26 protein-coding genes and 1 pseudogene are annotated in these 23761 nt (G+C 60.6%); 16 read left to right on the top strand and 11 right to left on the bottom strand.

The window, feature by feature from the left end; all coding sequences use genetic code 11:
• Genes dapF through lptM form a run of 3 tightly spaced genes read right to left on the bottom strand, consistent with a single transcriptional unit; the run spans nucleotide 1 to nucleotide 2262 of the window.
• The gene (gene dapF, locus AACU78_RS08675) at nucleotides 1-831 is read right to left on the bottom strand and encodes a diaminopimelate epimerase (RefSeq protein ID WP_106575830.1); all 831 of its coding nucleotides are present in this window, start codon (nucleotides 829-831) and stop codon (nucleotides 1-3) included.
• A gap of 3 nt (nucleotides 832-834) precedes the next feature.
• Nucleotides 835-2082, bottom strand: coding sequence for a diaminopimelate decarboxylase (gene lysA, locus AACU78_RS08670; protein WP_106575829.1), 1248 nt, complete (start codon nucleotides 2080-2082; stop codon nucleotides 835-837).
• A 9-nt stretch (nucleotides 2083-2091) separates the two neighbouring features.
• A complete protein-coding gene (lptM, locus tag AACU78_RS08665; RefSeq protein ID WP_106575828.1) occupies nucleotides 2092-2262 on the bottom strand; it encodes an LPS translocon maturation chaperone LptM in 171 nt (56 codons plus the stop codon).
• Nucleotides 2263-2500: 238 nt separating this feature from the next.
• On the opposite strand from lptM, the gene cyaY reads away from it, so the two are divergent.
• The 3 genes from cyaY (at nucleotide 2501) to rnk (ending at nucleotide 3596) form a co-directional block, all read left to right on the top strand.
• Nucleotides 2501-2833, top strand: a complete 333-nt coding sequence (gene cyaY, locus AACU78_RS08660; RefSeq protein ID WP_094948747.1) for an iron donor protein CyaY — start codon at nucleotides 2501-2503, stop codon at nucleotides 2831-2833.
• A 2-nt stretch (nucleotides 2834-2835) separates the two neighbouring features.
• Nucleotides 2836-3054, top strand: coding sequence for a DUF1289 domain-containing protein (locus tag AACU78_RS08655; RefSeq protein ID WP_106575827.1), 219 nt, complete (start codon nucleotides 2836-2838; stop codon nucleotides 3052-3054).
• 131 nt (nucleotides 3055-3185) lie between these two features.
• Complete coding sequence (gene rnk / locus AACU78_RS08650) at nucleotides 3186-3596, top strand: nucleoside diphosphate kinase regulator (protein ID WP_106575826.1); 411 nt, start codon at nucleotides 3186-3188, stop codon at nucleotides 3594-3596.
• Nucleotides 3597-3607: 11 nt separating this feature from the next.
• On the opposite strand, the gene AACU78_RS08645 is transcribed toward rnk, so the two are convergent.
• From AACU78_RS08645 to AACU78_RS08635, 3 genes are all read right to left on the bottom strand, one after another.
• Complete coding sequence (locus tag AACU78_RS08645; RefSeq protein WP_106575825.1) at nucleotides 3608-6448, bottom strand: class I adenylate cyclase; 2841 nt, start codon at nucleotides 6446-6448, stop codon at nucleotides 3608-3610.
• 168 nt (nucleotides 6449-6616) lie between these two features.
• Nucleotides 6617-6871 (bottom strand): TIGR02647 family protein, encoded by a 255-nt coding sequence (locus AACU78_RS08640; RefSeq protein ID WP_106575824.1) that lies wholly within the window; start codon nucleotides 6869-6871, stop codon nucleotides 6617-6619.
• Nucleotides 6872-7022: 151 nt separating this feature from the next.
• Nucleotides 7023-7307, bottom strand: coding sequence for a hypothetical protein (locus AACU78_RS08635; protein ID WP_106575823.1), 285 nt, complete (start codon nucleotides 7305-7307; stop codon nucleotides 7023-7025).
• Between the two features lie 127 nt (nucleotides 7308-7434).
• Between AACU78_RS08635 and AACU78_RS08630 the strand changes: the two genes are divergently transcribed.
• Nucleotides 7435-8094, top strand: coding sequence for a glutathione S-transferase family protein (locus AACU78_RS08630; RefSeq protein WP_106575822.1), 660 nt, complete (start codon nucleotides 7435-7437; stop codon nucleotides 8092-8094).
• Nucleotides 8095-8255: 161 nt separating this feature from the next.
• On the opposite strand, the gene argH is transcribed toward AACU78_RS08630, so the two are convergent.
• Nucleotides 8256-9650, bottom strand: a complete 1395-nt coding sequence (gene argH, locus AACU78_RS08625) for an argininosuccinate lyase (protein ID WP_106575821.1) — start codon at nucleotides 9648-9650, stop codon at nucleotides 8256-8258.
• Nucleotides 9651-10038: 388 nt separating this feature from the next.
• Here argH and AACU78_RS30050 point away from each other — a divergent pair.
• The 8 genes and pseudogenes from AACU78_RS30050 to rsd form a co-directional block, all read left to right on the top strand.
• Nucleotides 10039-10155: pseudogene (locus AACU78_RS30050) on the top strand (sensor histidine kinase); the annotation flags it as partial.
• Nucleotides 10152-10898 carry a LytR/AlgR family response regulator transcription factor gene (locus AACU78_RS08620; protein ID WP_106575820.1) on the top strand — a complete coding sequence of 249 codons (747 nt, stop codon included), beginning with the start codon at nucleotides 10152-10154 and terminating at the stop codon, nucleotides 10896-10898. The pseudogene AACU78_RS30050 and the gene AACU78_RS08620, both read left to right, overlap by 4 nt.
• A 137-nt stretch (nucleotides 10899-11035) precedes the next feature.
• The gene (hemC, locus tag AACU78_RS08615) at nucleotides 11036-11977 is read left to right on the top strand and encodes a hydroxymethylbilane synthase (protein WP_106575819.1); all 942 of its coding nucleotides are present in this window, start codon (nucleotides 11036-11038) and stop codon (nucleotides 11975-11977) included.
• Nucleotides 11974-12723, top strand: coding sequence for a uroporphyrinogen-III synthase (locus tag AACU78_RS08610; RefSeq protein WP_106575818.1), 750 nt, complete (start codon nucleotides 11974-11976; stop codon nucleotides 12721-12723). The genes hemC and AACU78_RS08610 overlap by 4 nt, the downstream gene beginning before the upstream one ends.
• A 41-nt stretch (nucleotides 12724-12764) precedes the next feature.
• Entirely contained in the window at nucleotides 12765-13880 is a 1116-nt protein-coding gene (locus AACU78_RS08605; RefSeq protein ID WP_106575817.1) for a uroporphyrinogen-III C-methyltransferase, read from the top strand.
• Nucleotides 13881-13885: 5 nt separating this feature from the next.
• Nucleotides 13886-15127 carry a heme biosynthesis protein HemY gene (locus AACU78_RS08600; protein ID WP_106575816.1) on the top strand — a complete coding sequence of 414 codons (1242 nt, stop codon included), beginning with the start codon at nucleotides 13886-13888 and terminating at the stop codon, nucleotides 15125-15127.
• Between the two features lie 236 nt (nucleotides 15128-15363).
• Complete coding sequence (locus tag AACU78_RS08595) at nucleotides 15364-15885, top strand: disulfide bond formation protein B (RefSeq protein WP_106575815.1); 522 nt, start codon at nucleotides 15364-15366, stop codon at nucleotides 15883-15885.
• Nucleotides 15886-16094: 209 nt separating this feature from the next.
• Nucleotides 16095-16553 (top strand): sigma D regulator, encoded by a 459-nt coding sequence (gene rsd, locus AACU78_RS08590; protein WP_106575814.1) that lies wholly within the window; start codon nucleotides 16095-16097, stop codon nucleotides 16551-16553.
• Nucleotides 16554-16606: 53 nt separating this feature from the next.
• Here rsd and AACU78_RS08585 read toward each other — a convergent pair whose 3' ends face one another.
• Complete coding sequence (locus tag AACU78_RS08585; RefSeq protein WP_106575813.1) at nucleotides 16607-17284, bottom strand: FKBP-type peptidyl-prolyl cis-trans isomerase; 678 nt, start codon at nucleotides 17282-17284, stop codon at nucleotides 16607-16609.
• A 192-nt stretch (nucleotides 17285-17476) separates the two neighbouring features.
• On the opposite strand from AACU78_RS08585, the gene AACU78_RS08580 reads away from it, so the two are divergent.
• Complete coding sequence (locus tag AACU78_RS08580) at nucleotides 17477-18550, top strand: AlgP family protein (protein WP_106575812.1); 1074 nt, start codon at nucleotides 17477-17479, stop codon at nucleotides 18548-18550.
• On the opposite strand, the gene AACU78_RS08575 is transcribed toward AACU78_RS08580, so the two are convergent.
• Nucleotides 18547-19011, bottom strand: coding sequence for a TIGR02444 family protein (locus AACU78_RS08575; RefSeq protein ID WP_106575811.1), 465 nt, complete (start codon nucleotides 19009-19011; stop codon nucleotides 18547-18549). The two genes, AACU78_RS08580 and AACU78_RS08575, sit on opposite strands and share 4 nt — an antisense overlap.
• Nucleotides 19012-19061: 50 nt before the next feature.
• Here AACU78_RS08575 and AACU78_RS08570 point away from each other — a divergent pair, with 50 nt between their 5' ends.
• The 3 genes from AACU78_RS08570 to AACU78_RS08560 all read left to right on the top strand — a co-directional run bounded on the left by AACU78_RS08570 (nucleotide 19062) and on the right by AACU78_RS08560 (nucleotide 22266).
• Entirely contained in the window at nucleotides 19062-20972 is a 1911-nt protein-coding gene (locus AACU78_RS08570) for an ATP-binding cassette domain-containing protein (RefSeq protein WP_106575810.1), read from the top strand.
• Entirely contained in the window at nucleotides 20972-21544 is a 573-nt protein-coding gene (locus tag AACU78_RS08565; RefSeq protein ID WP_106575809.1) for a mechanosensitive ion channel family protein, read from the top strand. Before AACU78_RS08570 ends, AACU78_RS08565 begins: the two co-directional genes overlap by 1 nt.
• Before the next feature lie 89 nt (nucleotides 21545-21633).
• Nucleotides 21634-22266 (top strand): LysE family transporter, encoded by a 633-nt coding sequence (locus AACU78_RS08560; RefSeq protein ID WP_106575808.1) that lies wholly within the window; start codon nucleotides 21634-21636, stop codon nucleotides 22264-22266.
• Between the two features lie 138 nt (nucleotides 22267-22404).
• Here AACU78_RS08560 and AACU78_RS08555 read toward each other — a convergent pair whose 3' ends face one another.
• Together AACU78_RS08555 and lpoB are read right to left on the bottom strand one after the other, a co-directional pair.
• On the bottom strand, nucleotides 22405-23145 hold the full coding sequence (locus AACU78_RS08555; RefSeq protein ID WP_106575806.1) for a penicillin-binding protein activator LpoB: 741 nt from the start codon (nucleotides 23143-23145) through the stop codon (nucleotides 22405-22407).
• A 3-nt stretch (nucleotides 23146-23148) separates the two neighbouring features.
• Entirely contained in the window at nucleotides 23149-23736 is a 588-nt protein-coding gene (gene lpoB, locus AACU78_RS08550; RefSeq protein ID WP_106575805.1) for a penicillin-binding protein activator LpoB, read from the bottom strand.
• Nucleotides 23737-23761 lie beyond the last annotated feature (25 nt).

The following is a 23761-nucleotide window of genomic DNA, read 5'->3' as shown; positions in this document are numbered from 1 at the left end:
TCATAGGCGGACCTGTCCTTCGTATACGCGCGAGGCCGGCCCGGTCATCATCACCGGGTGGCCAGGGCCTGCCCATTCGATGGACAAGCGTCCGCCGGGCAGGTCGATCAACAGCGGCGAATCCATCCACCCCTGGCTGATCGCGGCCACGGCCGCAGCGCAAGCGCCGGTGCCGCAGGCCTGGGTTTCGCCGGCGCCGCGTTCCCACACACGCAGTTGTGCGCGGGAACGGTCGATCACCTGCAGGAAGCCCACATTGACCCGTGCCGGAAAGCGCGGGTGATGTTCGATTTTCGGCCCCAATTCATGCACCGGGGCGTTATTGATGTCGTTGACCCGCAGCACGGCGTGCGGGTTGCCCATCGACAATGCGGCGATATCGACGTGCTTGCCATCGACGTCGAGCGCATAGCTGGTCGCCTGCTCGGCGGCCTGAAACGGAATATCCGCCGGCACCAGGCGTGGCGCGCCCATGTTGACGCTGATCTGGCCGTCGCTGCGAACATCCAGTTCGATCACGCCGCTTTTGGTTTCGACGCGAATCTGGCGTTTGGCGGTCAAGCGCTTGTCCAGAACAAAACGCGCAAAGCAACGCGCACCGTTGCCGCACTGTTCCACTTCGGAACCGTCGGAGTTGAAGATCCGGTAACGGAAATCCACTTCCGGGTTGCTCGGCGCCTCGACGATCAGCAATTGATCAAAGCCAATGCCGGTGTGACGGTCGCCCCATTGTTTGGCGTGCTTGGGCAGGATGTGCGCGTGCTGGCTGACCAGGTCGAGGACCATGAAGTCGTTGCCCAGCCCGTGCATCTTGGTAAAACGCAGCAGCATGGCTTACTCCGGCAGCAGGCTTTCGCCAGCATACAACTCGGCTACCGTCTCGCGGCGACGCACTTCAAACGCTTGATCACCGTCCACCAGCACCTCGGCGGCACGGCCGCGCGTGTTGTAGTTGGAACTCATGACAAACCCATAGGCACCGGCCGAATGCACGGCCAGCAGATCGCCTTCTTCCAGGGCCAGCTGACGCTCCTTGGCCAGGAAGTCACCGGTCTCACAGATCGGGCCGACGATGTCGTAATTACGGCCTTCGCCAGCACGTGGCTTGACGGCTGTAACATTCATCCAGGCCTGGTACAGCGCCGGGCGGATCAGGTCGTTCATCGCCGCGTCGACGATGGCGAAATCCTTGTGCTCGGTGTGCTTGAGGTACTCGACTTGCGTCAGCAGCAGGCCGGCGTTGGCGACGATGTAGCGGCCCGGCTCGAACATCAGGGTCAGGCCGCGGCCTTCAGTGCGCTCGCGCACAGCCTGGATGTAGTCGGCGATCTGCGGCGGCTCTTCATCGCGATAACGCACACCCACGCCACCACCCAGATCGATGTGTTGCAGGTAGATGCCGCACTCGCCCAGGCGATCGATCAACGCCAGCAGGCGGTCGAGCGCATCCAGAAACGGAGGCAGGCTGGTCAATTGCGAGCCGATATGGCAGTCGACACCCAGCACTTCCAGGTTCGGCAACTGCGCGGCGCGGATGTACACGTCCTCGGCGTCGGCAATGGCGATGCCGAACTTGTTCTCTTTGAGACCGGTGGAAATGTAGGGGTGAGTGCCGGCGTCGACGTCCGGGTTGACGCGCAGCGAGATCGGCGCACGAACACCCATCTCGGCGGCGACGACTTGCAGGCGCTCCAGCTCGTCGGTGGACTCGACGTTGAAGCAATGCACGCCGACTTCCAGAGCGCGGCGCATGTCTTCGCGGCTCTTGCCGACGCCGGAGAAGACGATTTTGTCAGCCTTGCCGCCCGCCGCCAGCACACGTTCCAGCTCGCCACGGGAGACGATGTCGAAACCGGCGCCCAGACGCGCCAGGACATTGAGTACACCCAGGTTGGAGTTGGCCTTGACCGCGTAGCACACCAAGTGTGGAACGCCGTTCAGTGGGTTGGTAAAGGAGCGGTATTGGGCTTCGATGTGCGCACGCGAGTACACATAGGTCGGGGTGCCAAAGCGCTCGGCAATCGCGGACAACGCCACGCCTTCCGCGAACAGCTCGCCGTCCCGGTAGTTAAAAGCGTCCATGGGTTTCCCTTATTGATAGGTGTCGTGCTTGTGCGCTTTTGACGGCTTTTGTGACGACTGCGCCTGGTCATTTGGGTCTTTGCTGTCATCGGGCAGGTAGAGCGGGCCTTTTTGACCACAGGCACTAACGAGGCAAGCGACCGCGACGAGCGCAGCAAGGGAAGAGATCAGGCGCTTCATGGCGAAATCCTTGAATATGCATTAATTGCGCCCGAGTATACCGACCACCCGCCAGCTTGCCTATGCGCCGAAATACCCGTCCGGCGGGGGTTTGCCGACTTGAGCACGAAGCAGGCTACGCTGGCCGGGGATATTTCATACCTCCATCGGCAATGAACTCGGTATCCTTTGCAATCAGCGGGGCTCGCCCGTATCGTGCGGCGCTTGAGCAGAACCAGACACTTTTGAGGTTGCCACAATGAGTTTGACCGAAGCCCGTTTTCACGACCTGGTGGATGCGACCCAGCAGGCGCTGGAAGATATTTTCGACGACAGCGGCCTGGACGTGGACCTGGAAAACTCGGCCGGCGTGCTGACCGTCAAGTTTGAAAACGGCACCCAACTGATCTTCAGTCGCCAGGAGCCGTTGCGTCAGCTATGGCTGGCGGCCCGTACCGGTGGTTTTCACTTCGACTATGACGAGGAAGAAAACCGTTGGGCGCACGACACCACCGAGGAGCTGCTGAGCGAAATGCTTGCGCGCCTCACGAAGGAACAGTCCGGCGCCGACCTGGACTTCGACGAGATCTGATCGTGACCCAGCCTGCACCCGTACGCCCGCCCAAGCCGCTGTTCAGCAATGTCAGCCCGGCGGTGCCGTCACCTTGTATCAGTTTGTGTCGCCTGGACGAGCAGAAAGTCTGCCTCGGCTGCTTCCGCCATGTGGAAGACATTCGTGAATGGCGCTCCGCTGACGATAACCGGCGCCGGGTGATCTGCGCCGAGGCCGAGCAACGCAGGGAGCGTGCCTGAGGTCGTCTTGTTTATTTGTGTCGCTGTGGTAGTGTCCGGGTACACCTCAACTCATCGAGGTCCGTGAGAACCCCGCCTTTTTCTGGCGGGGTTTTGCTTTTTTGTGCAGAAAAAAGGAGTCTGCCTGAATCATGACCGCACCTTCCATCATACTTACCCGTCTCGACGTGCAGCGTCTTGAGCAATTGATCGACCGTGTAGGCGAGGACTCGCCGGGCGTCGAAGCCCTGCAACACGAACTCGACCGCGCTGAAGAAGTGGTTGGCCACGAGGAAGTGCCTGCAAGTGTCGTGACGATGAACTCCAGCGTGCATTGCCGTGAGCAAGGCAGCGGCAAGGACTATCACCTGACCCTGGTTTACCCCAAGGATGCCAACGCAGACGAGGGCAAGATCTCGATCCTCGCGCCGGTAGGCAGTGCATTACTCGGCCTGAAGGTGGGCCAGCATATCGACTGGCCGGCACCCGGCGGCAAAACCCTCAAGCTTGAGCTGCTCAGCGTTGACGGCCAGCCCAAAGACGGTGGCGCGTTCTCTCTGTAACAAGAGCCGCTTTAAACCTGCTTCAGTGCGTTGTTGAGCGACAGCTCCAGCTCGGCCTTGTAACGCAGGTACAGGTTGCTCGGGCTTGGCACATCACCGAGCAGGCCGGACAGGTCCAGGTCGGTGATGTAGCAGCGGTAACGTTCGGTTTCTCGACGTTGCCCGACGATTTCCTGGGCGACCACGGCAAACAGCTGGTCGCCAAACTCCAGTTCGCAAAACTCCCGCTGGTTGCAGTACAGGGTGATGCCCACTTGGCCGGGCGCCGCCTTGCCGATAATTGCCTGCACGTCATAAAACGGCTTATTGGCCGGGTTCTGCGGCGCGGGGCGCGGCTCGATGCCGCGTGCGCGATTGCTGCCTGATGGCAACAGTTGGTAATACAAGATTTGCACTTCGCCCAACGGCTGCTGCGTATCCAGCGGCGCCAGCGCTTCGCGGCGATAGATGATCGATTGCAGAAAACGCTGCAACGGCGCCAGCAGGCTCTGCTCATCATGAAACGGCAGGCGTTGCTGCCAGAGCGCGTTGAACTCATCCAGCACATACAACTCGGCAACGCCTTCATTGACCCGGTAGAACACCTGCACGCAATCGGCCAAGCCCATCGGCAACAGCAGCGCCAGGTCGTGGTCTTCCAGGGCCATGGCGTCCAGGTGCAACGGGCTGTAGCTGGCCAGTTCTTCGCTGAGGTAGGCAATCAGCGCGTCTTGGGTCGGCAGCGACACATGGGTGGCCTGGCCCGGCATCAGCTCCATCACGTGGTAGTGCTGCTGCACCTGCAACAGGTAGCGGTGATTGGACTGGCTAAGCTGCAGGTTTTGCGCGGTGTCGAAAATTTCTTCTACACGCTGGGCAATGAACTGCGCACGGTTGTGACAGAAGCAGCGCACTCGCAGGCGTGGCAGGTGATCCGACGGCAGTTGATTGAGGTAGTCACGCAGGCAGTCGAGCAGTGCGTGGGGGCCGTCGTAGCGGCTGACCATGACCTCGTTCCAGCTATTGAGCGTGACCTGATCCAGGGTCAGCACCAGGTTGTCGCGTACGCCGGCATAGCTCAGGGAGTCGGTGCGTTCGGTGGTCATCAGGATGTTCAAGTCGCGATGATGTTTGAGCGGGTCGACACCGACGTTGATCAACAACAGCACTTCTTCCGGTACCGCCGAGCGCAACAGGCGATCCTCATCGACGCTGGCCAGGGGCAGGGCGATGGTGTGTTGCAGGCTGCCCAGCAGGTTGAACAGCTCGAATTCGGTCATGTCACTGACGCCCGGGTGCAGCGCCAGACGGGTGCTGCTGTCGATCACGCCGTTGCGATGGCACCAGGTGAGCATTTCCAAGAGGTCGCGGCTGCGCTTGATCGGCGCGAAGTGCTCCCATTCCAGCGCCGTGAGGTTACCGTTGTACAGGCCCCAGTGATGCTGGCCCGGCTCCTTGCGATTGGGGGACTGCACCAGCGTGAGCGTGTCTTCGGCCAAGTCAGGCGCGATGCCGGGGTTGATGAACTCGACCTTGCCGGCCTTGCGTTCGAACGCTGCATACAAGCGCCGGCCCAGCACGTTCAAATCACGCTTGTTGATCAGGCTGGCGGTTTGCTCGGTGCGGGCGAACTGGGTGAGGAAGCGGTAGCTGTAATTCAGTTCGTTGACCAGCGCGCGGCGCTCGGAGGCGACCTGGCGCACTTTCCACTGGCTGCGGCTGTCCAGCAGCGCCAGTTGGCGCGGGTCCCAACCCCACTCATTGGCCAGGCGCTCCAGCAGGCGTCGTTGCCAGCCAGTGCTGCGTTGGCCGACGCTGAGCTTGCGATTGACCTTCAGGTAGAGCGCGCGCCGCACCAGTTCAAGGCGCTCCGGCTCATTGCGCGCCTTGAGGTATTCCTCGATGCGGCGGTAAACCACGATGTACGGGTCTAGCTCGTCCAGGTCCATCTGATTGGCGAACACGGCGCGCTTGAAGCGCAGGCTCAGGCAGTGCACGTTCGGGTGCTCGCTGGCGTAGACCTCGGTCAGCAGCAGCTTGAGCACTGATTTGTAGGGCGACTCGATGCCCTTGAACAACTGCCACAGCCCGGCGCCGATGAATTCGCCCGGAGGGATGTGGGCCAGGTGCCCAAGGTCCAGGGTTTCGTCGGCGCGGATGAAGCGCTTGGAGATCAGCGCATGGGTGAACTCGGCGTAGCGGCTTTCCTCGTACACCGGCACCAGCCACCAGATCGGCGTACGCCCGGCCAGCCAGATGGCGGTGCGGTAGAACTCATCCAGCAGCAGGTAATGCTGGGTGGTGCCGCAGTCGTCGGAGCTCAGTTGCGTGTCGCGCTCACCCAATACAAAGCGCGTCGGTTCGATCAGAAAAAAATGCGCCTCGGCGCCCATGGTCAGGGCCCAGGCTTCCAGCAACTGGCACTTTTTGCGCAGCTCGGCCAGTTCGGCTTCGCCAAGTTCGGGCGAGTGGCAGACCCACACGTCCATATCGCTCTGGTCCGCTTGAGCCAGGGTGCCAAGGCTGCCCATCAGGTACAGGCCAAGGATAGGCCGTGGCGGATTGCCATGGCGTGGCTTGTAGGAGAACGATCGGGTCAGGCGCTGAGCTTCAGTAAGCGCCTGGGCGTCCGGTTCGAAATTGGACAGCCCGGCCGGCGTGCTGCCCGAGACATAACCGGGCAGCAGGGGGTGGTTGACGTGGAAAAACAGCGGCAACAGCGTTAACACGCTTTGCTGGCGCGGGGTCAGACCTTCGACGGCCCGGGCCATGCGCCCTTCATTGAGGGCCATGAAACGCGCGCGCAATTGGGCCAGCACCTTGCGGTCGATGCCTTCGTCCAGGTCGGGGCGGATTTCATGGGTGCGGGTCATGTCGAACTCGTTGGCTCGCAGGGCCCGACGTGGGCGGCCGTGTAGGAGTTTACAGACAGAAGCGTAGGAGGTTTAGAGGGAAATGGTTTCTGGCGTCAGAATTTTGTGCCGTCCACAGCAGTGCCCTCGGAATCCGCAGAAAGCGGACTCCATGGGCGGTATCAGGGATCAGGCAGCTTCTTTGGTGGTAGCGGTCGTCAGAATGGTCAGCAGGGTTTGGGCCTGCTCTGCAGCGTCCCGGCCAAGGCTGGTCAGGTAGCCCCCGTCTGGCTGGTCAATAAGGCCTTTCGCGTGGAGGCGCTTGGCCGCGGCAATGGCAGCGGGAGCAGCGGTCTGGTGGACTTTCAGACCTTCCTTGGTGCTGTCCAAGGGGAAGAGTACAAGGATTTCCAGTTCGGCAACCAACTCAGGGGTATACGACATAAGGACTCCAGACTTTCTAAAATTTATTAGAGGCTAGCAGGGCATAAGGTGAACGCACTTTGCCGGGCTGTCCAGTGTGAAAGTCATGGGTCTTGATATGGCGCAGGTTTGTGGCGAGGAAGCAGGCTTCCCGGCCACGAAAGTGCTCGATTCAGTCGTTTTCCGGGGGTAATTCCGGCAATGCGCGCAGCGCGGTTTCATACCATTGGGTATCGAAGGCGCGGTCTTCTTCAAGCATCTTGTCGATTTCCACAGCCAGCACGTGGGCCATGAGATTCAGAATGTCTTCGCGCTCGTAGCCCACCAGGGTCAGTTTGTTGAAGGTGGCTTTGGCGGCAGGCGGGTTGTCGCTTTCGATCTGGTTTTCGATGGCCTGGGTCAGCGTGCTTTCGGTGAATTCTTCTTCGTCGTTGTCGATATCGGTCGGCTCGCTCATGGCGGGGCTCCTCAAGGAAAGGGCGCCAGTCTACCCCCATTCAGGCAGGTGATGCTGCTGGTCAGGTCGGGCCGCACGCTCTATAACTTCTGCAGCCAACCCCACACCCGGCCTGGAGGCATTCGCGATGCTCAAGCTTTACGGATTTTCGGTCAGCAACTACTACAACATGGTCAAACTGGCGCTGCTGGAGAAAGGCCTGCCGTTTGAAGAAGTGCCATTTTATGCAGGCCAGACGTCTGAAGCGCTTGCGGTAAGCCCGCGAGGCAAAGTGCCGGTGCTGGGCGTCAAGCAAGGCTTTATCAATGAAACCAGCGTGATTCTGGAGTACATCGAACACACTCAGGAAGGCCCTTCGTTGCTGCCGGCCGAGCCTTTTCAGCGGGCTCAGGTGCTGGCGCTGTGCAGGGAAATCGAGCTGTACATCGAGTTGCCCGCCCGCGCGTGTTTCGCCGAGGCGTTCTTCGGTATGCCGGTGCCGGAGGCGATCAAGGAAAAATCCAGGGCTGAGTTGCTGTTGGGGATCAGTGCTTTAGGTCGACACGGCAAGTTTGCGCCGTACGTGGCGGGGGAGAGCTTCACGCTTGCCGATCTGTATTTCATGTACAGCGTGAACCTCGCCTGTGCCGTGGGCGATAAGCTGTTTGGCCTGGATTTGCTGGCTGAGTTGCCGAAGGCGAAAGCGCTGCTGGAGCGACTGCACGCGATGCCCAATGCGCAGAACGTGGCGGCGGACAGGGAAGCGGCGATGCCGGCGTTTATGGCGATGGTTGCGGCCAAGAAGTGATCAGCCGTGCACACATCAAATGTGGGAGCGGGCTTGCTCGCGAAAGCGGTGTGTCAGTCAATACATATAGAGACTGGTCTACCGTATTCGCGAGCAAGCCCGCTCCCACACTTTGAGTGGTGAACCATTCAAAGGTGGGAGCTGGCTTGCCTGCGATGCTTTTAGCGGCTGGCGAGCAATTCCTTGCCACGCACGACCGTGGCCTTGACCTGCGCCGGCGCAGTGCCGCCCACATGGTCACGCGCATTCACCGAGCCTTCCAGGGTCAGCACGGCAAACACGTCCTGTTCGATCTGGTCGCTGAATTGGCGCAACTCTTCCAGGCTCATTTCCGCCAGGTCCTTGCCGGTGTCCACGCCGTATTTCACGGCATGGCCGACGATTTCGTGGCAGTCGCGGAATGGCAGGCCACGGCGCACCAGATAGTCCGCCAGGTCGGTTGCCGTGGAGAACCCGCGCAAGGCCGCTTCACGCATGATCGCGTGCTTGGGCTTGATCGCCGGGATCATGTCGGCAAATGCACGCAGCGAATCGCGCAGCGTGTCGGCGGCGTCGAACAGCGGCTCTTTGTCTTCCTGGTTGTCTTTGTTGTAGGCCAGTGGCTGGCCCTTCATCAAGGTCAGCAAGCCCATCAGCGCGCCGAATACACGGCCGCTTTTGCCACGCACCAGCTCGGGCACGTCGGGGTTTTTCTTTTGCGGCATGATCGAGCTGCCGGTGCAGAAGCGGTCCGGCAGGTCGATGAACTGGAATTGCGCACTGGTCCACAGCACCAGTTCTTCGGAGAAGCGCGACAAGTGCATCATCGCGATGCTGGCGGCAGCGCAGAATTCGATGGCGAAGTCACGGTCCGACACGCCGTCCAGGGAGTTGCCGCCAACCGCGTCAAAACCCAGCAGTTGTGCGGTGTATTCGCGGTCGATCGGGTAAGTAGTGCCGGCCAGTGCGGCGCTGCCCAACGGCATGCGGTTGGCGCGCTTGCGGCAATCCACCAGGCGCTCGTAGTCGCGGCTGAGCATTTCGAACCAGGCCAGCAAGTGGTGGCCGAAGGTCACCGGTTGCGCAGTTTGCAGATGGGTGAAGCCGGGCATGATAGTGCCGGACTCACGCTCGGCCTGCTCGAGCAAACCTTTTTGCAGGCGGGTGATTTCGCCCAGGATCAGGTCGATTTCGTCACGCAGCCACAGGCGAATATCGGTAGCCACCTGGTCGTTACGGCTGCGACCGGTGTGCAGTTTCTTGCCGGTCACACCGATGCGATCGGTGAGACGGGCTTCGATATTCATGTGCACGTCTTCCAGGTCGACGCGCCAGTCGAACGTGCCGGCCTCGATTTCACCGCGAATGGTGGTCAGGCCATCGATGATGCTGTCGCGCTCGGCGTCGGTCAGCACGCCGACCTTGGCCAGCATCGTGGCGTGGGCGATCGAGCCCATGATGTCGTGGCGGTACAGGCGCTGGTCGAAAGTGACGGAGGCGGTGAAGCGCGCGACGAAGGCGTCGACGGGTTCACTGAAGCGGCCGCCCCAGGACTGGTTGGTCTTGTCGGTGCTCATGGATTCGCTCGTGATCTGCTTAAAAGAGGCGTGGAGGTGTGCCGCCGATAATAACAGGGTTGCACTTGGAGGCGGTGCTGCGGGTGGTCGGCATTTTTATTTGTGCCAAGGATGGCTAAGTGCCTTGCCGCCGAACGCTTCCGGGAAGAGACTGGAGCAGGCCTTTATTGAAACGATATTTGACGATTGAGCAATATCGTCTCAGCGAGCGTCTACAGTTGCACTGATAGAGCGTGAATGCACCAAAGTCGGGTGATGCGGTCATAGCCTGACTATCCGTTAAAAAAGGGGGGTATTCGGATTGTGTATCAGCAAACCCTACGACGATGCCCGAAGGCAGCAGGTCTTGGGCGCAATTGAACAGGTCCGGGTAAATATGGGTGCCGCTGCCGGGGCACTTTTTGCCGCTCGCGCTAGTCTTAGCGTGGATCGCTGTGACGCAAGTCACCGCACCTGTCTACGCTATCCTTGTGCGAGACTCACGCAGGAATCCAGCGCAATATGAATGTCCTGATCGTTGATGACGAACCCCAAGCCCGCGAGCGACTGAGCCGTTTGGTCAGTGAACTCGAGGGTTATACAGTCCTTGAACCGAGCGCCACCAACGGCGAAGAGGCGTTGACGCTGATCGACAGTCTCAAGCCGGATGTGGTGTTGCTCGATATTCGCCTGCCGGGCCTTGATGGCTTGCAAGTGGCCGCCCGCTTGAGCGAGCGAGAATCGCCGCCTGCCGTGGTGTTGTGTGCAGCTCACGAAGAGTTTTCTGCGCAAACCCTGGAAGACAGCGGTGTCAGCTTTCTTGCCAAGCCGGTGACCGCTGAGGCGCTGCTCAAGGCCCTGAAAAAGGCCGAGCGTCCCAATCGCGTCCAGCTCGCCGCTTTGACCCAGCCAGCAGCTCAGAGTGGTAACGGGCCACGCAGCCATATCAGTGCACGTACCCGTAAAGGTATCGAGCTGATTCCGCTGAACCAGGTGGTCTACTTTATCGCCGACCACAAGTACGTGACCTTGCGTCACGAGACGGGTGAAGTGTTGCTCGATGAGCCACTCAAGGCCCTTGAGGACGAATTCGGCGACCGCTTTGTGCGCATCCACCGCAACGCGCTGGTGGCCCGTGAGCGAATAGAACGCTTGCAGCGCACGCCTCTGGGGCACTTTCAGTTGTTCCTCAAAGGGCTTAACGGCGATGCCCTGATCGTCAGCCGACGCCACGTCGCCGGTGTGCGCAAGATGATGCAGCAGCTTTAGCCAGGGGCTTTGGCGAGGTCTGCATTCTGTATCCCGGTGCGACGCGGCCAGGGAGGCCCCGCACTTGCTGATTCAAATCAAAGCGTGTTTGCCTGAGCTGTTATTATCTGCCGTATCTATTCAGTACGGATTGATCCATGTCCTCTCGCGAAATCCGCATCGCCACCCGTAAAAGTGCCCTGGCCTTGTGGCAGGCCGAATACGTCAAAGCACGCCTTGAGCAAGCCCATCCAGGGCTGAAAGTGTCTCTGGTGCCCATGGTCAGTCGCGGCGATAAGCTGCTCGACTCGCCATTGTCGAAGATTGGCGGCAAGGGCTTGTTCGTCAAGGAACTGGAAACCGCACTGCTGGAAAACGAAGCCGACATCGCCGTGCATTCGATGAAAGACGTGCCGATGGACTTCCCTGAAGGTCTTGGCCTGTATTGCATCTGCGAGCGCGAAGACCCGCGTGACGCGTTTGTATCCAACACTTACGCGTCGCTGGATGAGCTGCCCTTGGGCAGTGTCGTCGGCACCTCAAGCCTGCGTCGCCAGGCGCAGTTGCTGACTCGCCGGCCGGACCTGCATATCCGTTTTCTGCGCGGCAACGTCAACACCCGTCTGGCCAAGTTGGATGCGGGCGAATATGACGCGATTATTCTTGCAGCGGCTGGCCTGATTCGCCTGGGCTTCGAAGACCGCATCACCTCGGCCATCAGCGTAGAAGACAGCTTGCCCGCGGGCGGACAAGGCGCTGTGGGTATCGAATGCCGCACCGCGGACAGTGAAATTCACGCCCTGCTCAAACCCCTTGATCATCAAGACACCGAAGTGCGTGTCACGGCCGAGCGCGCGCTGAACAAACGCCTCAACGGCGGCTGCCAGGTACCGATCGCCTGTTACGCCGTGCTCGAGGGTGAAAACCTGTGGCTGCGTGGCCTGGTAGGCGACCCCGCAGGCGGCACGCTGCTCACCGCCGAGGTTCGCGGGCCGCAGCGTGATGCTACCGCGCTGGGAATTCAGGTGGCAGAAGAGCTGCTGGAAAAAGGCGCCGGTGTCATTCTGCAAAAAATCTATGGCGAGGCTGGTCCGCAGTGACCGACTGGCGTCTGTTGCTGACGCGGCCTGCCGAGGAAGCCATGGCCCTGGCCGCGACGTTGTCCGAGGCCGGCATTTTCAGCAGCACCCTGCCATTGTTAGCGATCCAGGCCTTGCCGGTGACGGCTGAGCAACAAGCGGTCTTTTGTGATCTGGGCCGTTATAGCGCGGTCATCGTGGTCAGCAAGCCTGCCGCGCGCCTGGCCTTGCAACAGCTGGATCGGCATTGGCCGCAACTGCCCTGGTTCAGCGTCGGTGCGGCCACCGCGCAAGTACTGGCCGATCACGACCTCACTGTTCATTACCCGCAAACCGGCGACGACAGCGAGGCCTTGCTTGCACTGCCCGCCTTGCGCGAGGCTATCGCACACCCCGATGCGCAGGTGTTGATCCTGCGTGGCGAAGGCGGGCGAGAGCTGCTGGCTGAGCGTTTACGCGAGCAAGGTGCTAGTGTCGATTATCTGGAGTTGTATCGTCGTTCCCTTCCGGCGTACGACGCCGGGGAGCTGATGCAACGCATACAGTTGGAACGCTTGAACGGCGTGGTGGTCAGCAGTGGGCAGGGTTTTTTGCACCTGCAAGCGTTGGCTGGCCCCGATTGGCCGCAGGTGGCACGGCTGCCATTGTTCGTGCCCAGCCCTCGCGTCTATGAAATGGCGCGGGCCGCTGGCGCAGAAAAAGTTGTGGATTGTCGCGGTGCGAGTGCCGCGGCTTTGTTAGTGGCGTTGCGCAGCGCTGCCTTGTGAGGCAAGCCGCGCCCACTCTCTGATACGCAAAGGACGGATACGTGAGCGAAACAGCCTTGCCTAAAGATGAAACCCAGCCCGCACTCGATGCGCCGGTTGAGTCACCGGTCGCCGCGCCACGCCGTGGCAATGGCCTGGCAATCGTGGCCTTGTTGCTCGGCGCCGCAGGTGTCGCCGCTGGCGGATGGGGCATTTGGCAGGTCCGCGCCCTGCAAGCCGGCAGTCAACAACAGTCCAGCCAGGTGCAGGCACTCGACGAGCAATCCCAATCCCTCAAGCAGAGCCAGCAACAGCTGACTACCCGACTGGCGCAATTGCCCGGTGCAGATGAACTGGAAGAGCGCCGCCGTCTGGTAGCCCAGTTGCAGGGCGATCAGCAGCGTTTGAGCCAGCGCCTGGAAACCGTGCTGGGTGCCAGTCGCCAGGACTGGCGCCTGGCTGAAGCCGAGCATTTGATCCGTCTGGCCAGCTTGCGTTTGTCTGCCCTGCAGGACATCAACAGCGCGCAGTCACTGGTCCAGGGGGCTGACGAAATTCTGCGTGAGCAAAGTGATCCGGGCTCCTACGCCGCACGCGAGCAACTGGCCAAGAGCCTTGCCGCGTTGCGCAGTACCGAGCAGCCGGACCGCACCGGGCTTTATCTGCAACTCGCCGCGCTGCGCGATCAGGTTGTACAACTGGCGGCTATTGCCCCGGAATATCAGCTCAGCGAGCCGGGCTCTCAAGGTCGTCCGACCAGCGATACGCAAGGTCGCTTGAGCCAATGGTGGGAGGAGATTTCCCGCTACTTCCGCATCGACTTCAACCCGGACGACAACATTCGACCGTTGCTCGCCGGTCAAGGCCTGAATCAGGTACGCCTGGCGTTGAGCCTGGCTCTTGAGCAGGCGCAATGGGCTGCGCTCAATGGTGAAACGGCGGTGTACAGCCGTTCCCTGGGCGAGGCGCGCAGTGTCCTGCAAGATAACTTCAACCAGGACAACCCGCAGAGCAAAGCGATGCTGGCGCGTATCGCCGAGCTTGAGCCCAAGGCCGTTTCCGTGGTCACGCCTGACCTGGCGGCCAGCCTGGCCGCCGTGCAGGCCTACCTCGAACGTCGTCATCTGTCTGCCGATGAAGCCAAGGCGTCGGCGGGCACGCCAGCGACCCAGGAGTAGAGCCGATGAAGCGTTTCTATGTGATCCTGGTCCTGGCGATTGCAATCGCCCTGGCGCTGGGCGTGGGCATTTCCAAGCACACCGGCTACGTGCTGATTACCTATCCCCATCTGCTGCATTACGAGTCGAGCCTGTGGGCGACGCTGGTGGCCGTGTTTGCCGTCGGCCTGGCGATCTATCTGATCCGTGTGTTGCTGAGCCTGCTCAGCACCTCCGGTGGTGTGGTCAACCCATGGTCGCGACGTAACCGCAGTCGCCGGGTACAAATTGCGATTGAGCAGGGCCAGCTGGACCTCGCCGAAGGTCGCTGGGCCAGTGCCGAACGCCACCTGCACCGCGCCGCCGAAGCGGAGCGCCAGCCACTGCTGTACTACCTTGGCGCGGCACGCGCGGCCAACGAGCAGGGCCGTTATGAAGAATCCGACGGTTTGCTGGAGCGCGCGCTGGAGCGCCAGCCCCAGGCTGAGCTGGCCGTTGCCTTGAGCCATGCGCAATTGCAGATGGACCGTGGCGATACAGAAGGCGCCTTGGTGACCTTGCAGGCAATGCACGAGCGTCATCCGCACAATCCGCAGGTGTTGCGACAGTTGCAGCGTCTGCATCAGCAGCGGGGCGATTGGTCATCAGTGATTCGCTTGTTGCCGGAACTGCGAAAAGACAAAGTCCTTCCCGCCAGCGAGCTGGCCGAGCTGGAGCGTCGCGCCTGGGGTGAAAACCTCGGGCTGGCGGCCCAGCGTGAAGAGCAGGGTGAAGCAGGCTTGCAGTCTCTTGATCGGGCGTGGGAGCAACTCACATCCGCCCAGCGCCAGGAGCCGCAGCTGGTTCTGGCATACGCCGAGCAACTGCGCCGGCTGGGGGCCGACGCCAAGGCTGAGGACGTGCTGCGCAGCGCCATCAAGCGCGGCTATGACAGCCACTTGATCCGGCTTTATGGTTTGTTGCGGGGCGCTGATTCGGCCCGGCAATTGAAGTTTGCCGAAGGCTGGCTCAAGGATCACCCGGGTGACGCCAGCTTGCTGCTGACCCTGGGCCGCTTGTGCCTGCAAAACAGCTTGTGGGGCAAGGCGCGGGATTACCTTGAAAGCAGCCTGCAGGTGCAACGCAACCCTGAGGCCTGCGCTGAACTGGCACGGCTGTTGGCCCAATTGGGTGACACCGAGCGCAGCAATCAGCTGTTCCAGGAGGGGCTGGGGCTGCTGGACAGTCGCTTGCTGGCATCACCGTTACCCATGCCCGCGCGGGTTTGAAGTAGGAAAGTTGGCGAAGGTTGGCTCGGACGTTTCTGAGAGCCAACCCTTCGTTAGCCAGTAAATACTGGGTCTAAAGCGCTACGTAGTAAATTCCTACTGATAGCTGCTTAAAGTCATCCAGGGTCTGACGAGATATCCCTATGCTCTCGCGGAATTGTCTGCTCTAACGAGTATTGAAAGGGGTCAGGCCTTTCCTCTACCGTGACGGCCTATCTCTTGCGGTACGGATAACAATGTCTTTGGCCCCTTCACGCTCCTTGTTTTTCCTGGCGTTCATGGCTGGTGTGCTGACGTTGGGCGCGTCGTTTTATCTTGAGTACGGCGCGTTGCTACGCCCGTGTTTCCTTTGCCAGCTGCAACGTATCTTTCTGGCAGCCTTCACGCTGATCAATCTGGTCGCGGCAATTCATAATCCAAAGCGCTCTGCGGTTTACCTCTACGGGTTTGCCAGCATGGGCTGCGCATTGCTCGGCGCCATCACTGCCGTACGCCAGGTGCTGCTACAAAATGCCGCACCGGGGCAGACCACCGATTGTTGGCCAAGCCTGCACTACATGATTGAAAACCTGTCGCTGTGGCAAGCGCTGCAATTGACCGTCAAAGGCACTGTCGATTGCGTTGAGATCAATTGGACACTGTTCGATCTCAGCGTTCCCGAATGGAGCTTGCTGTTCTTCCTGGCCATGCTGATGCTGGGCATCCTGCAGTTTTCGCGGTTGTTTTTAAGTCGCCGATGGGGTCTCGCAAGGCCTTGAAAGTGTGTCGCGGGTCGTAGGACGGGATTAAACACTTGTATGAACTTTCTCTCCTGCGTACCTTGAAGCCATAGTCATGCGGGCATAATCTGGCCCGCACGCATTATCGAAACCGTTTGCCAAATGCGGCCTTGTCCGGCTGCTGCTTTTATCCTTGAGTGTTGCGCGGGCACAGGCGGCAGCGCCCCCTATAGGGAAGAGAGATCATCATGCTGGAAAGTTGTCAGAATGCTCAGGAACGCTGGGGTGGGGTGCACAAGCTGATCGACAGCTGGTTGAAGGCACGTCACGAACTGGTTCGGGCCTTTGATGCTCTTGGCGCCAAGCCCGAAGCATTGGGTGAGAATCGCGAGCCGCTGCAAGACTTTTGCGCTGTGTTGGTGGACTACGTGTCTGCCGGACATTTCGGCGTCTACGAACAACTGACCAAAGAGGCGGAAGCCTTTGATGATCAGCGTGGTCTGGACTTGGCCGAGACCATCTACCCGCGCATCGATGTCATCACGGAAAAACTGCTGGTGTTCACCGAATTGTGCGATGCCGGCAAATGTGTCGCCGAAAAATTCAAAGAGCTTGGCGGGTTACTGCACGAACGTTTCGAGCTGGAAGATTGCCTGATCGAAGTGTTGCACAACGCTCACAAAGAAGAGGCCGCCACCCAGGCCTGAGCCTTGGCGGCGAGACAAAAAACGGTGCGCATGGCGCACCGTTTTTTATTGGGTCAATGGCGAGTGCCGAGCAGTTCGATCTCGAACACCAGCGGCGTATAAGCAGGGATCAACTCGCCAGCACCGTCGGCGCCATAGGCTTGGGCGGAAGGGATCACCAGACGCCATTTCGCGCCTACCGGCATCTGTTGCAGCGCGCTGCTCCAACCGCTGATCACACTGTCCAGGCGAAACCATTGCGGTTGTGTGCTCTGATCGAAGACAGTCCCATCGGGCAACCGCCCTACGTATTTCACTTGCACCTCATCACTGGCCAACGGCTTGCTGCCGGTACCCGGCGTCAGCTCCGTCAGCAGGATGCCATTCGATAACTCACGCACGCCGGCTGCTGCTTTTTCCTTGGATAAAAATTGCTGTTCGGCAGCGAGTGCTTTTTCGCTTTGCGGTGCCTCAACCTCGGCCGCGCTCTGTGCTTCGTGCTCGGCGAGGATCTGCTCGATACGTGCATTGTCCAGCGCCAGTGGTTTGCCTTGATAGGCTTGTTTAAGGCCATCGATCAACGCCTGGATCTGCAGGTCGGGCACTTCCTGGCGCAGTCGTTCGCCGAGGCTGGCGCCCAAGCTGTAAGCAAGGTCGTGCGGGTCTTGGGCTGTAGTTTTTGACGGCGATTGTTCTGCCGCATGGGTCATGGAAACCACCAAGCCAAGCATTAAAAAAAGGTAACGCGACATGGTTATTCTCCCGCCGAAAGTGCGACGGATTATGCCAGTGTGAGTGCGTAAAAAGTGCCGTGGTTTTTCGTTATATCGATAAGAATTTTCCTACGGTGCAACGCAAGGCAAACGATACTGTCAACATGCCCTAGCGGCGGTAAGAGCAGAGGGCTAGTATGAGCCGCACCCACGTCAGCCAGGAGGTAAACCATGTCGGCCAAACAGAAGCCTGTAAATACCCCGTTGCATTTACTCCAACAACTTTCGGGCAGCTTGCTCGAACATCTGGAAAGCGCGTGTTCCCAAGCCTTGGCTGATGCAGAAAAACTGCTCGCCAAATTGGAAAAACAACGCGGTAAAGCGCAAGAAAAGCTGCACAAATCCCGTACCAAACTGCAAGACGCCGCCACCGCCGGCAAGGCCAAGGCACAAGCCAAAGCCAAAGACGCCGTCAAAGAACTTGAGGATCTGCTGGACGCCCTCAAGGATCGCCAAGCTGAAACCCGCACCTACATTTCCCAACTCAAACGCGATGCTCAGGAAAGCCTGAAGCTGGCCCAGGGCGTTGGTCGTGTGAAAGAAGCCGTGGCTAAAGCACTGGGTGCTCGCACGCCAGCAAAAGCCGTTGCGTCGAAGGCTTCGACTAAAGCAGCGTCCAAATCCGCGGGCAAAACTGCTGCTGCAAAACCAGCTGCTAAAACTGCTGCTGTAAAATCAGCCGCCAAGCCAGCCGCTAAAACTGCTGCTGCAAAACCAGCCGCCAAGCCAGCCGCTAAAACTGCTGCTGCAAAACCAGCCGCCAAGCCAGCCGCTAAAACTGCTGCTGCAAAACCAGCCGCCAAGCCAGCTGCCAAAACTGCTGCTGCTAAGCCAGCTGCCAAGCCAGCCGCTAAAACTGCTGCTGCAAAACCAGCCGCCAAGCCAGCTGCCAAAACTGCTGCTAAGCCAGCTGCCAAGCCAGCCGCTAAAACTGCTGCTGCAAAACCAGCTGCCAAGCCAGCCGCTAAAACTGCTGCTGTAAAACCAGCCGTCAAGCCAGCCGCTAAACCCGCTGCTGCAAAACCAGCGGCCAAGCCAGCTGCCAAACCGGCTGCTGCAAAACCAGCTGCCAAGCCAGCCGCAAAACCCGCTGCTGCAAAGCCAGCCGCCAAGCCTGCACCGGCCAAGCCAGCAACCCCTGCAGCTCCGACTGCTACCCCGGCACCGTCCACCGCTCCAACGGCGTCGGCCAGCAGCACGCCTGCACCGGTAGCGCCAAGCACCACCCCAACCAGCGCTTCCTAAGTGCCGGTGGCCTCGACGCGCAGCGACTGCAGCGCGTCGTGGTCAAGGTTGGCGGCTTCGGTCGCCAAGCCTTCAAGCCATCTCGATTGACCCCCTTTCTCGCCCGTCGGCCATGTTTGCGCCAGCGCTTGCAGGCGCGTCAGCAACTGCCGTTCAGCTTCCAACTCCAGGGCCTTGACCCTTTCGCGTAGCGTCGCCAATTGCGCATCCTGTTGCGCCACGGCTCGCCATTGCACGCGTATCTGCCGCAATGGTTCGACCACTTCTTGCTGCCACGGCTGCGCAATCTGGCGCAACGCCTGCATGCGTTCGGCGGTCGGTGCAACACCGCGCTGCTCCAGCCAGGCGCCGCAGAGCAACAGGCACACATCCGCGCCTTGTGCCTGCAAGCGCAGGCAAGCGGCTTCGACGCCCGAGTGGGCATACGTCGAGAGGGCAAAGCTCCACAGGTCAGCGCACATATTCACACCCAAGCCAGCGGCCAACGAAGCTGGTAGACTCCGCCGCCATTATGATCCGACTTCAAAGCCTAACATTACAGCGTGGCCCGCAACGTCTTCTTGAAGACGCCGAGCTGACCCTGCACGCCGGTCACAAAGCCGGCCTGATCGGTGCCAACGGCGCCGGCAAATCCACGTTGTTCGCCCTGTTGCTCGGTGAGCTGACCCCGGATTCCGGGAACTGCCTGCTGCCGGCCGACTGGCGCATCGCCCATATGCGCCAGGAGATCGACACCCTGGACCGCATCGCGATCGACTACGTGCTCGATGGCGACCTGCGCCTGCGCCAGGTACAACACGACCTGGCCGAGGCCGAGAAAGCCCAGGACGGCGCCGCCCAGGCCCGCCTGCACTCGGAACTCGACAGTGCCGACGGCTACACGGCCGACGCTCGCGCCCGCAAGATGCTGGCCGGCCTTGGTTTTACCAATGAACAGATGGACCGTCCGGTCGCCGACTTCTCCGGCGGCTGGCGCATGCGGCTGAACCTGGCCCAGGCGCTGATGTGCCCATCCGACCTGTTGCTGCTCGACGAACCGACCAACCACTTGGACCTCGATGCGATCCTGTGGCTGGAGGATTTCCTCAAGAGCTACCCGGGCACCTTGCTGCTGATTTCCCACGACCGGGATTTCCTCGACGCTGTGGTCGACAATATCGCCCACGTCGAACAGAAGAAAATCACGCTCTACCGTGGCGGCTACACCGCGTTCGAACGCGCCCGTGCCGAACGCCTGGCTCAGCAGCAGCAAGCCTTCGAGAAGCAGCAAGCGCAACGTGCGCACATGGAAAGCTACATCGCCCGGTTCAAGGCCCAGGCCACCAAGGCCCGTCAGGCCCAGAGCCGGATCAAGGCGTTGGAGCGCATGGAAGAGCTGTCGGCGGCGCACGTCGATTCGCCGTTCGACTTCGTGTTCCGCGAGTCGGTAAAGATCTCCAGCCCGTTGCTGGACCTCTCGGATGCACGCCTGGGTTATGGCGACAAAACCATCCTGGAGAAGGTCAAGCTGCAGCTCACGCCGGGTGCGCGTATCGGTTTGCTCGGCCCCAACGGCGCAGGCAAGTCGACGCTGATCAAGAACCTGTCGGGTGAACTGCAACCCCTGGCCGGCCGCCTGACGCGCGGCGAGAACCTGGTGGTGGGCTACTTCGCGCAGCATCAGCTGGATTCCCTCGGTTCCAAGGCCAGCCCGTTGCTGCACCTGCAGCGTCTGGCGCCGACCGAACGTGAGCAAACCTTGCGTGACTTCCTCGGTGGCTTCGACTTCCGTGGCGCACGCATCGATGAGCCCGTGTTGAACTTCTCCGGCGGCGAAAAAGCCCGCCTGGCTTTGGCCCTGATCGCCTGGGACCGGCCAAACCTGCTGCTGCTCGACGAACCGACCAACCACCTGGACCTGGAAATGCGCCTGGCGCTGACCATGGCCTTGCAGGAATTCAGTGGTGCGGTACTGGTGGTGTCTCACGATCGCCACTTGCTCAAGAGCACCACCGACAACTTCCTGCTGGTGGCTGACGGCAAAGTTGAAGAGTTCGACGGCGACCTGGACGACTACGCACGGTGGCTGACGGACTACCGTCTGCGCAACGCGCCGGCCAGCAACACGCCGGTCAACCCGGACAAAACTGACAAGAAGGCCCAGCGCCAGGCCGCCGCCGCACTGCGCCAGCAGCTGGCGCCGCACAAGCGCGAAGCCGACAAGCTGGAAGCCGAGCTGGGCAAGGTGCACGAGCGCCTGGCCAGGATCGAAACCAGCCTGGGCGACAGCGCCGTGTACGAGGCGGCGCGCAAGGACGAGTTGCGCGACCTGTTGGCCGAACAAGCCAAGCTCAAGGTGCGTGAAGGTCAGTTGGAGGAAACCTGGATGGAAGCCCTCGAACTGCTGGAAACCCTGCAAGCGGAGCTGGAGGCGCTGTCCTGATGGAAGCGCTGCAATTGCCATTGCCGACGCAGTGGGTCGAACCGGTCTGGATCGCTGTGCAAATCCTGCTGATCCTGCTGGCGGGTTATCTCGCCCAGCGCTTCGTCGCCAAGGGCCTGAATCGTCTGGGGGAGCGCTACCCGTTCCCGCCACAACTGCTGATGCCCCTGCGTGGCGGCCTGCGCTGGCTGATCATGGGCAGCGCGTTGATCTTTGTGCTGGGCCGTCTTGGTGTGTCAGCCACGGTGCTGTGGACGGCGCTGTCGGGGTTTGTCGCAGTGGCCGCCGTGGCGTTTTTCGCCATGTGGTCGGTGCTGTCCAACCTGCTGTGCGCGATCTTGATTTTCACCGTCGGGCCGTTCCGCCTGGGTGACATCGTCGAGTTGGTGGATACCGTCGACAAACCGGGCGTCAAAGGCCGGGTCGTGGCGATCAACCTGCTCTACACCACATTGATCGAAGTGCAGGACGCCGGTACCGACAGTGCGATGGTGCAAGTGCCTAACAGCCTGTTCTTCCAGCGCTCGGTGCGGCGTTGGCCCGGCACCCATGTGTTTCCGGGCGACCGCTAGTATTTACATCCTGTAAAAATATCTAGCCAGCCTTTGCTCGGCGGAGTTAGCTTTAGGCTCAACCGCTAACTCTCCCTCTGAGGTGTGTAATGGCACTCGACACATGGCTGGCCTTTTTTGTGGCCAGTTGGATCATCTCCCTGTCCCCCGGCGCTGGCGCCATCGCGTCGATGTCCAGCGGCCTGCAATACGGTTTCCTGCGCGGCTATTGGAATGCCATTGGCCTGCAACTGGGCCTGGCGATGCAGATTGCCGTGGTCGCGGGTGGCCTGGGTGCCATTCTGGCGGCGTCCTCGAACGCGTTTTATGCGATCAAATGGTTTGGCGTGGCGTACCTGGTGTACCTCGCGGTCAAGCAATGGCGCGCGCTGCCCATGGACATGAGCGAAGATTCAGCCATACGCCCGATCGGCAAGCCGCTGGCGATGATGTTCCGTGGTTTTCTGGTCAATGCCAGCAACCCCAAGGCGCTGGTGTTCATGCTGGCGGTGCTGCCGCAGTTCGTGAACCCGCAGGCGCCACTGCTGATTCAGTACCTGATCCTGGGCGCGACCATGATCTGCGTCGATATGATCGTGATGGCGGGCTATACGGGGCTGGCGTCGAAGGTCTTGCGCCTGCTGCGCACGCCTAAACAGCAAAAACGCATGAACCGCACCTTTGCCGGGTTGTTTGTGGGGGCTGCGGGTTTCCTGGCCAGTCTGCATCGCGCAACGGCTTGATTGACGAAACCGGATCAAAAATGTGGGAGCTGGCTTGCCTGCGATAGCATCACCGAGGTGTAACTGACGCACCGCAGTGTCTGTATCGCAGGCAAGCCAGCTCCCACATTTGTTATGTGTTGGCTCTGAGACGAGTGCTCAGCGCAGAATCTTCGGCGCTTCGTCCCTTGGCAGGTTGTTGCGCAGCGCAGGCTTGCCGGGTTCTTGATACCCGCCGCCCAGCTGCTCTGCCAATTGCCGGGCCACATCTTCACCCAAGGCTTTGGACACGTCCCTTACCACCCGTGGCCGGTTCAGGCTCACGCGTAGATCGCGGCTGTTCACCAGCTTGGTGTCCTGGCCTTCACCCATCGCGGTAAATGCCGAGGTAATCTCGAAGGTGCGCGTGTTGATCAGGCTGAAATCCGCCACCAGCGTCAGGCCCAGCACGGCCGAGTAGCTGTTGGTGTGGTCCAGGGCGTTGATGTCCTGGGTGAAGTCGATGTCTGACAAGGTGCCGAACAGCACGTAGTCGGCGCCCTTGAAGTTGCCAGCCTTGATGCGCTTGATCACGTCATACACATCGCCCTTGGCGTCGGCGGTGTAAGGCGTGCCCTGTACCAGCTGGAACTGGTGCGACTTGAGAATCTCGCCCTTGATATCACCACTGAATTTACGCAGCTCAGCCTGTTCGATGTAGCTGGTGCGGCTCTCATACTCGCTGTAGCTCGACGCACCGCTGGCCTGATAGGCGCTGGCCTGGAAGTTGTTGCTGGCCGAGACCGCGTGGATGTACTCCTCAACCCGCGCCTCGTAGGCAAGGTCAGTCACCGCGATCTTCGGGGCGGCCGAGGCGCCAAAGGCGCACAGCAGGCCGATCATGCCGATCCATGCACGCATTGCTCAGCGCTCCGTGGTTTTGCGGATTTCTTTCTCGTCCATCCATTCGGCCAGGCCGCTCTCGACGTCGATCAGCTGCAGGCTGAATTTGTAGAAGACGTCTTTGTAGTCCGAGCTGCGCTTGACGATGGAGCTGATGGAGCCTTCCAGGCGGTACTTGGCGGCGACCATATTGCCGGTCTTGCTGACCGTGGCTTTTTTGTACAGGCCGCTTTGGTTTTGCAGCTTGAGCTGATCAACCTGGCTCTGCATATCGGTGTTGTCGCTGGCGAAGCGCGCAGTGCCGGTCTTCATCAGCTGGGTCTTGATCGACGTGGTGATCTCACGGGTGTCGATGTACTCGCTGGTCTTGTTCTTCACGTCATACACCTGCACGACCGGGCGGCCCTGCAAGATGCCGGACTGGGCCAGGGAGCGGGTCATGCTTTCGGCGATCATCTGCAGGTCGGTCGAGCCGAACTCGTTGGTGACCAATTCCACGGCCTTAGAGTCGCCGTAGCTGATGTTCTTGCCGCCAAGGACCGGCGAGGTGTTGGAGCAACCGCTGGCCAACAGGGCAACCACGGCGAGAATCGAGACGCGTGCAAACATGGGGAAATCTCTCTGAAAACTGATA

Source organism: Pseudomonas sp. R9.37, from assembly GCF_963878885.1.
In the GTDB taxonomy this organism is placed as follows: domain Bacteria; phylum Pseudomonadota; class Gammaproteobacteria; order Pseudomonadales; family Pseudomonadaceae; genus Aquipseudomonas.
This window is presented reverse-complemented; position numbering and strand designations above follow the sequence as displayed.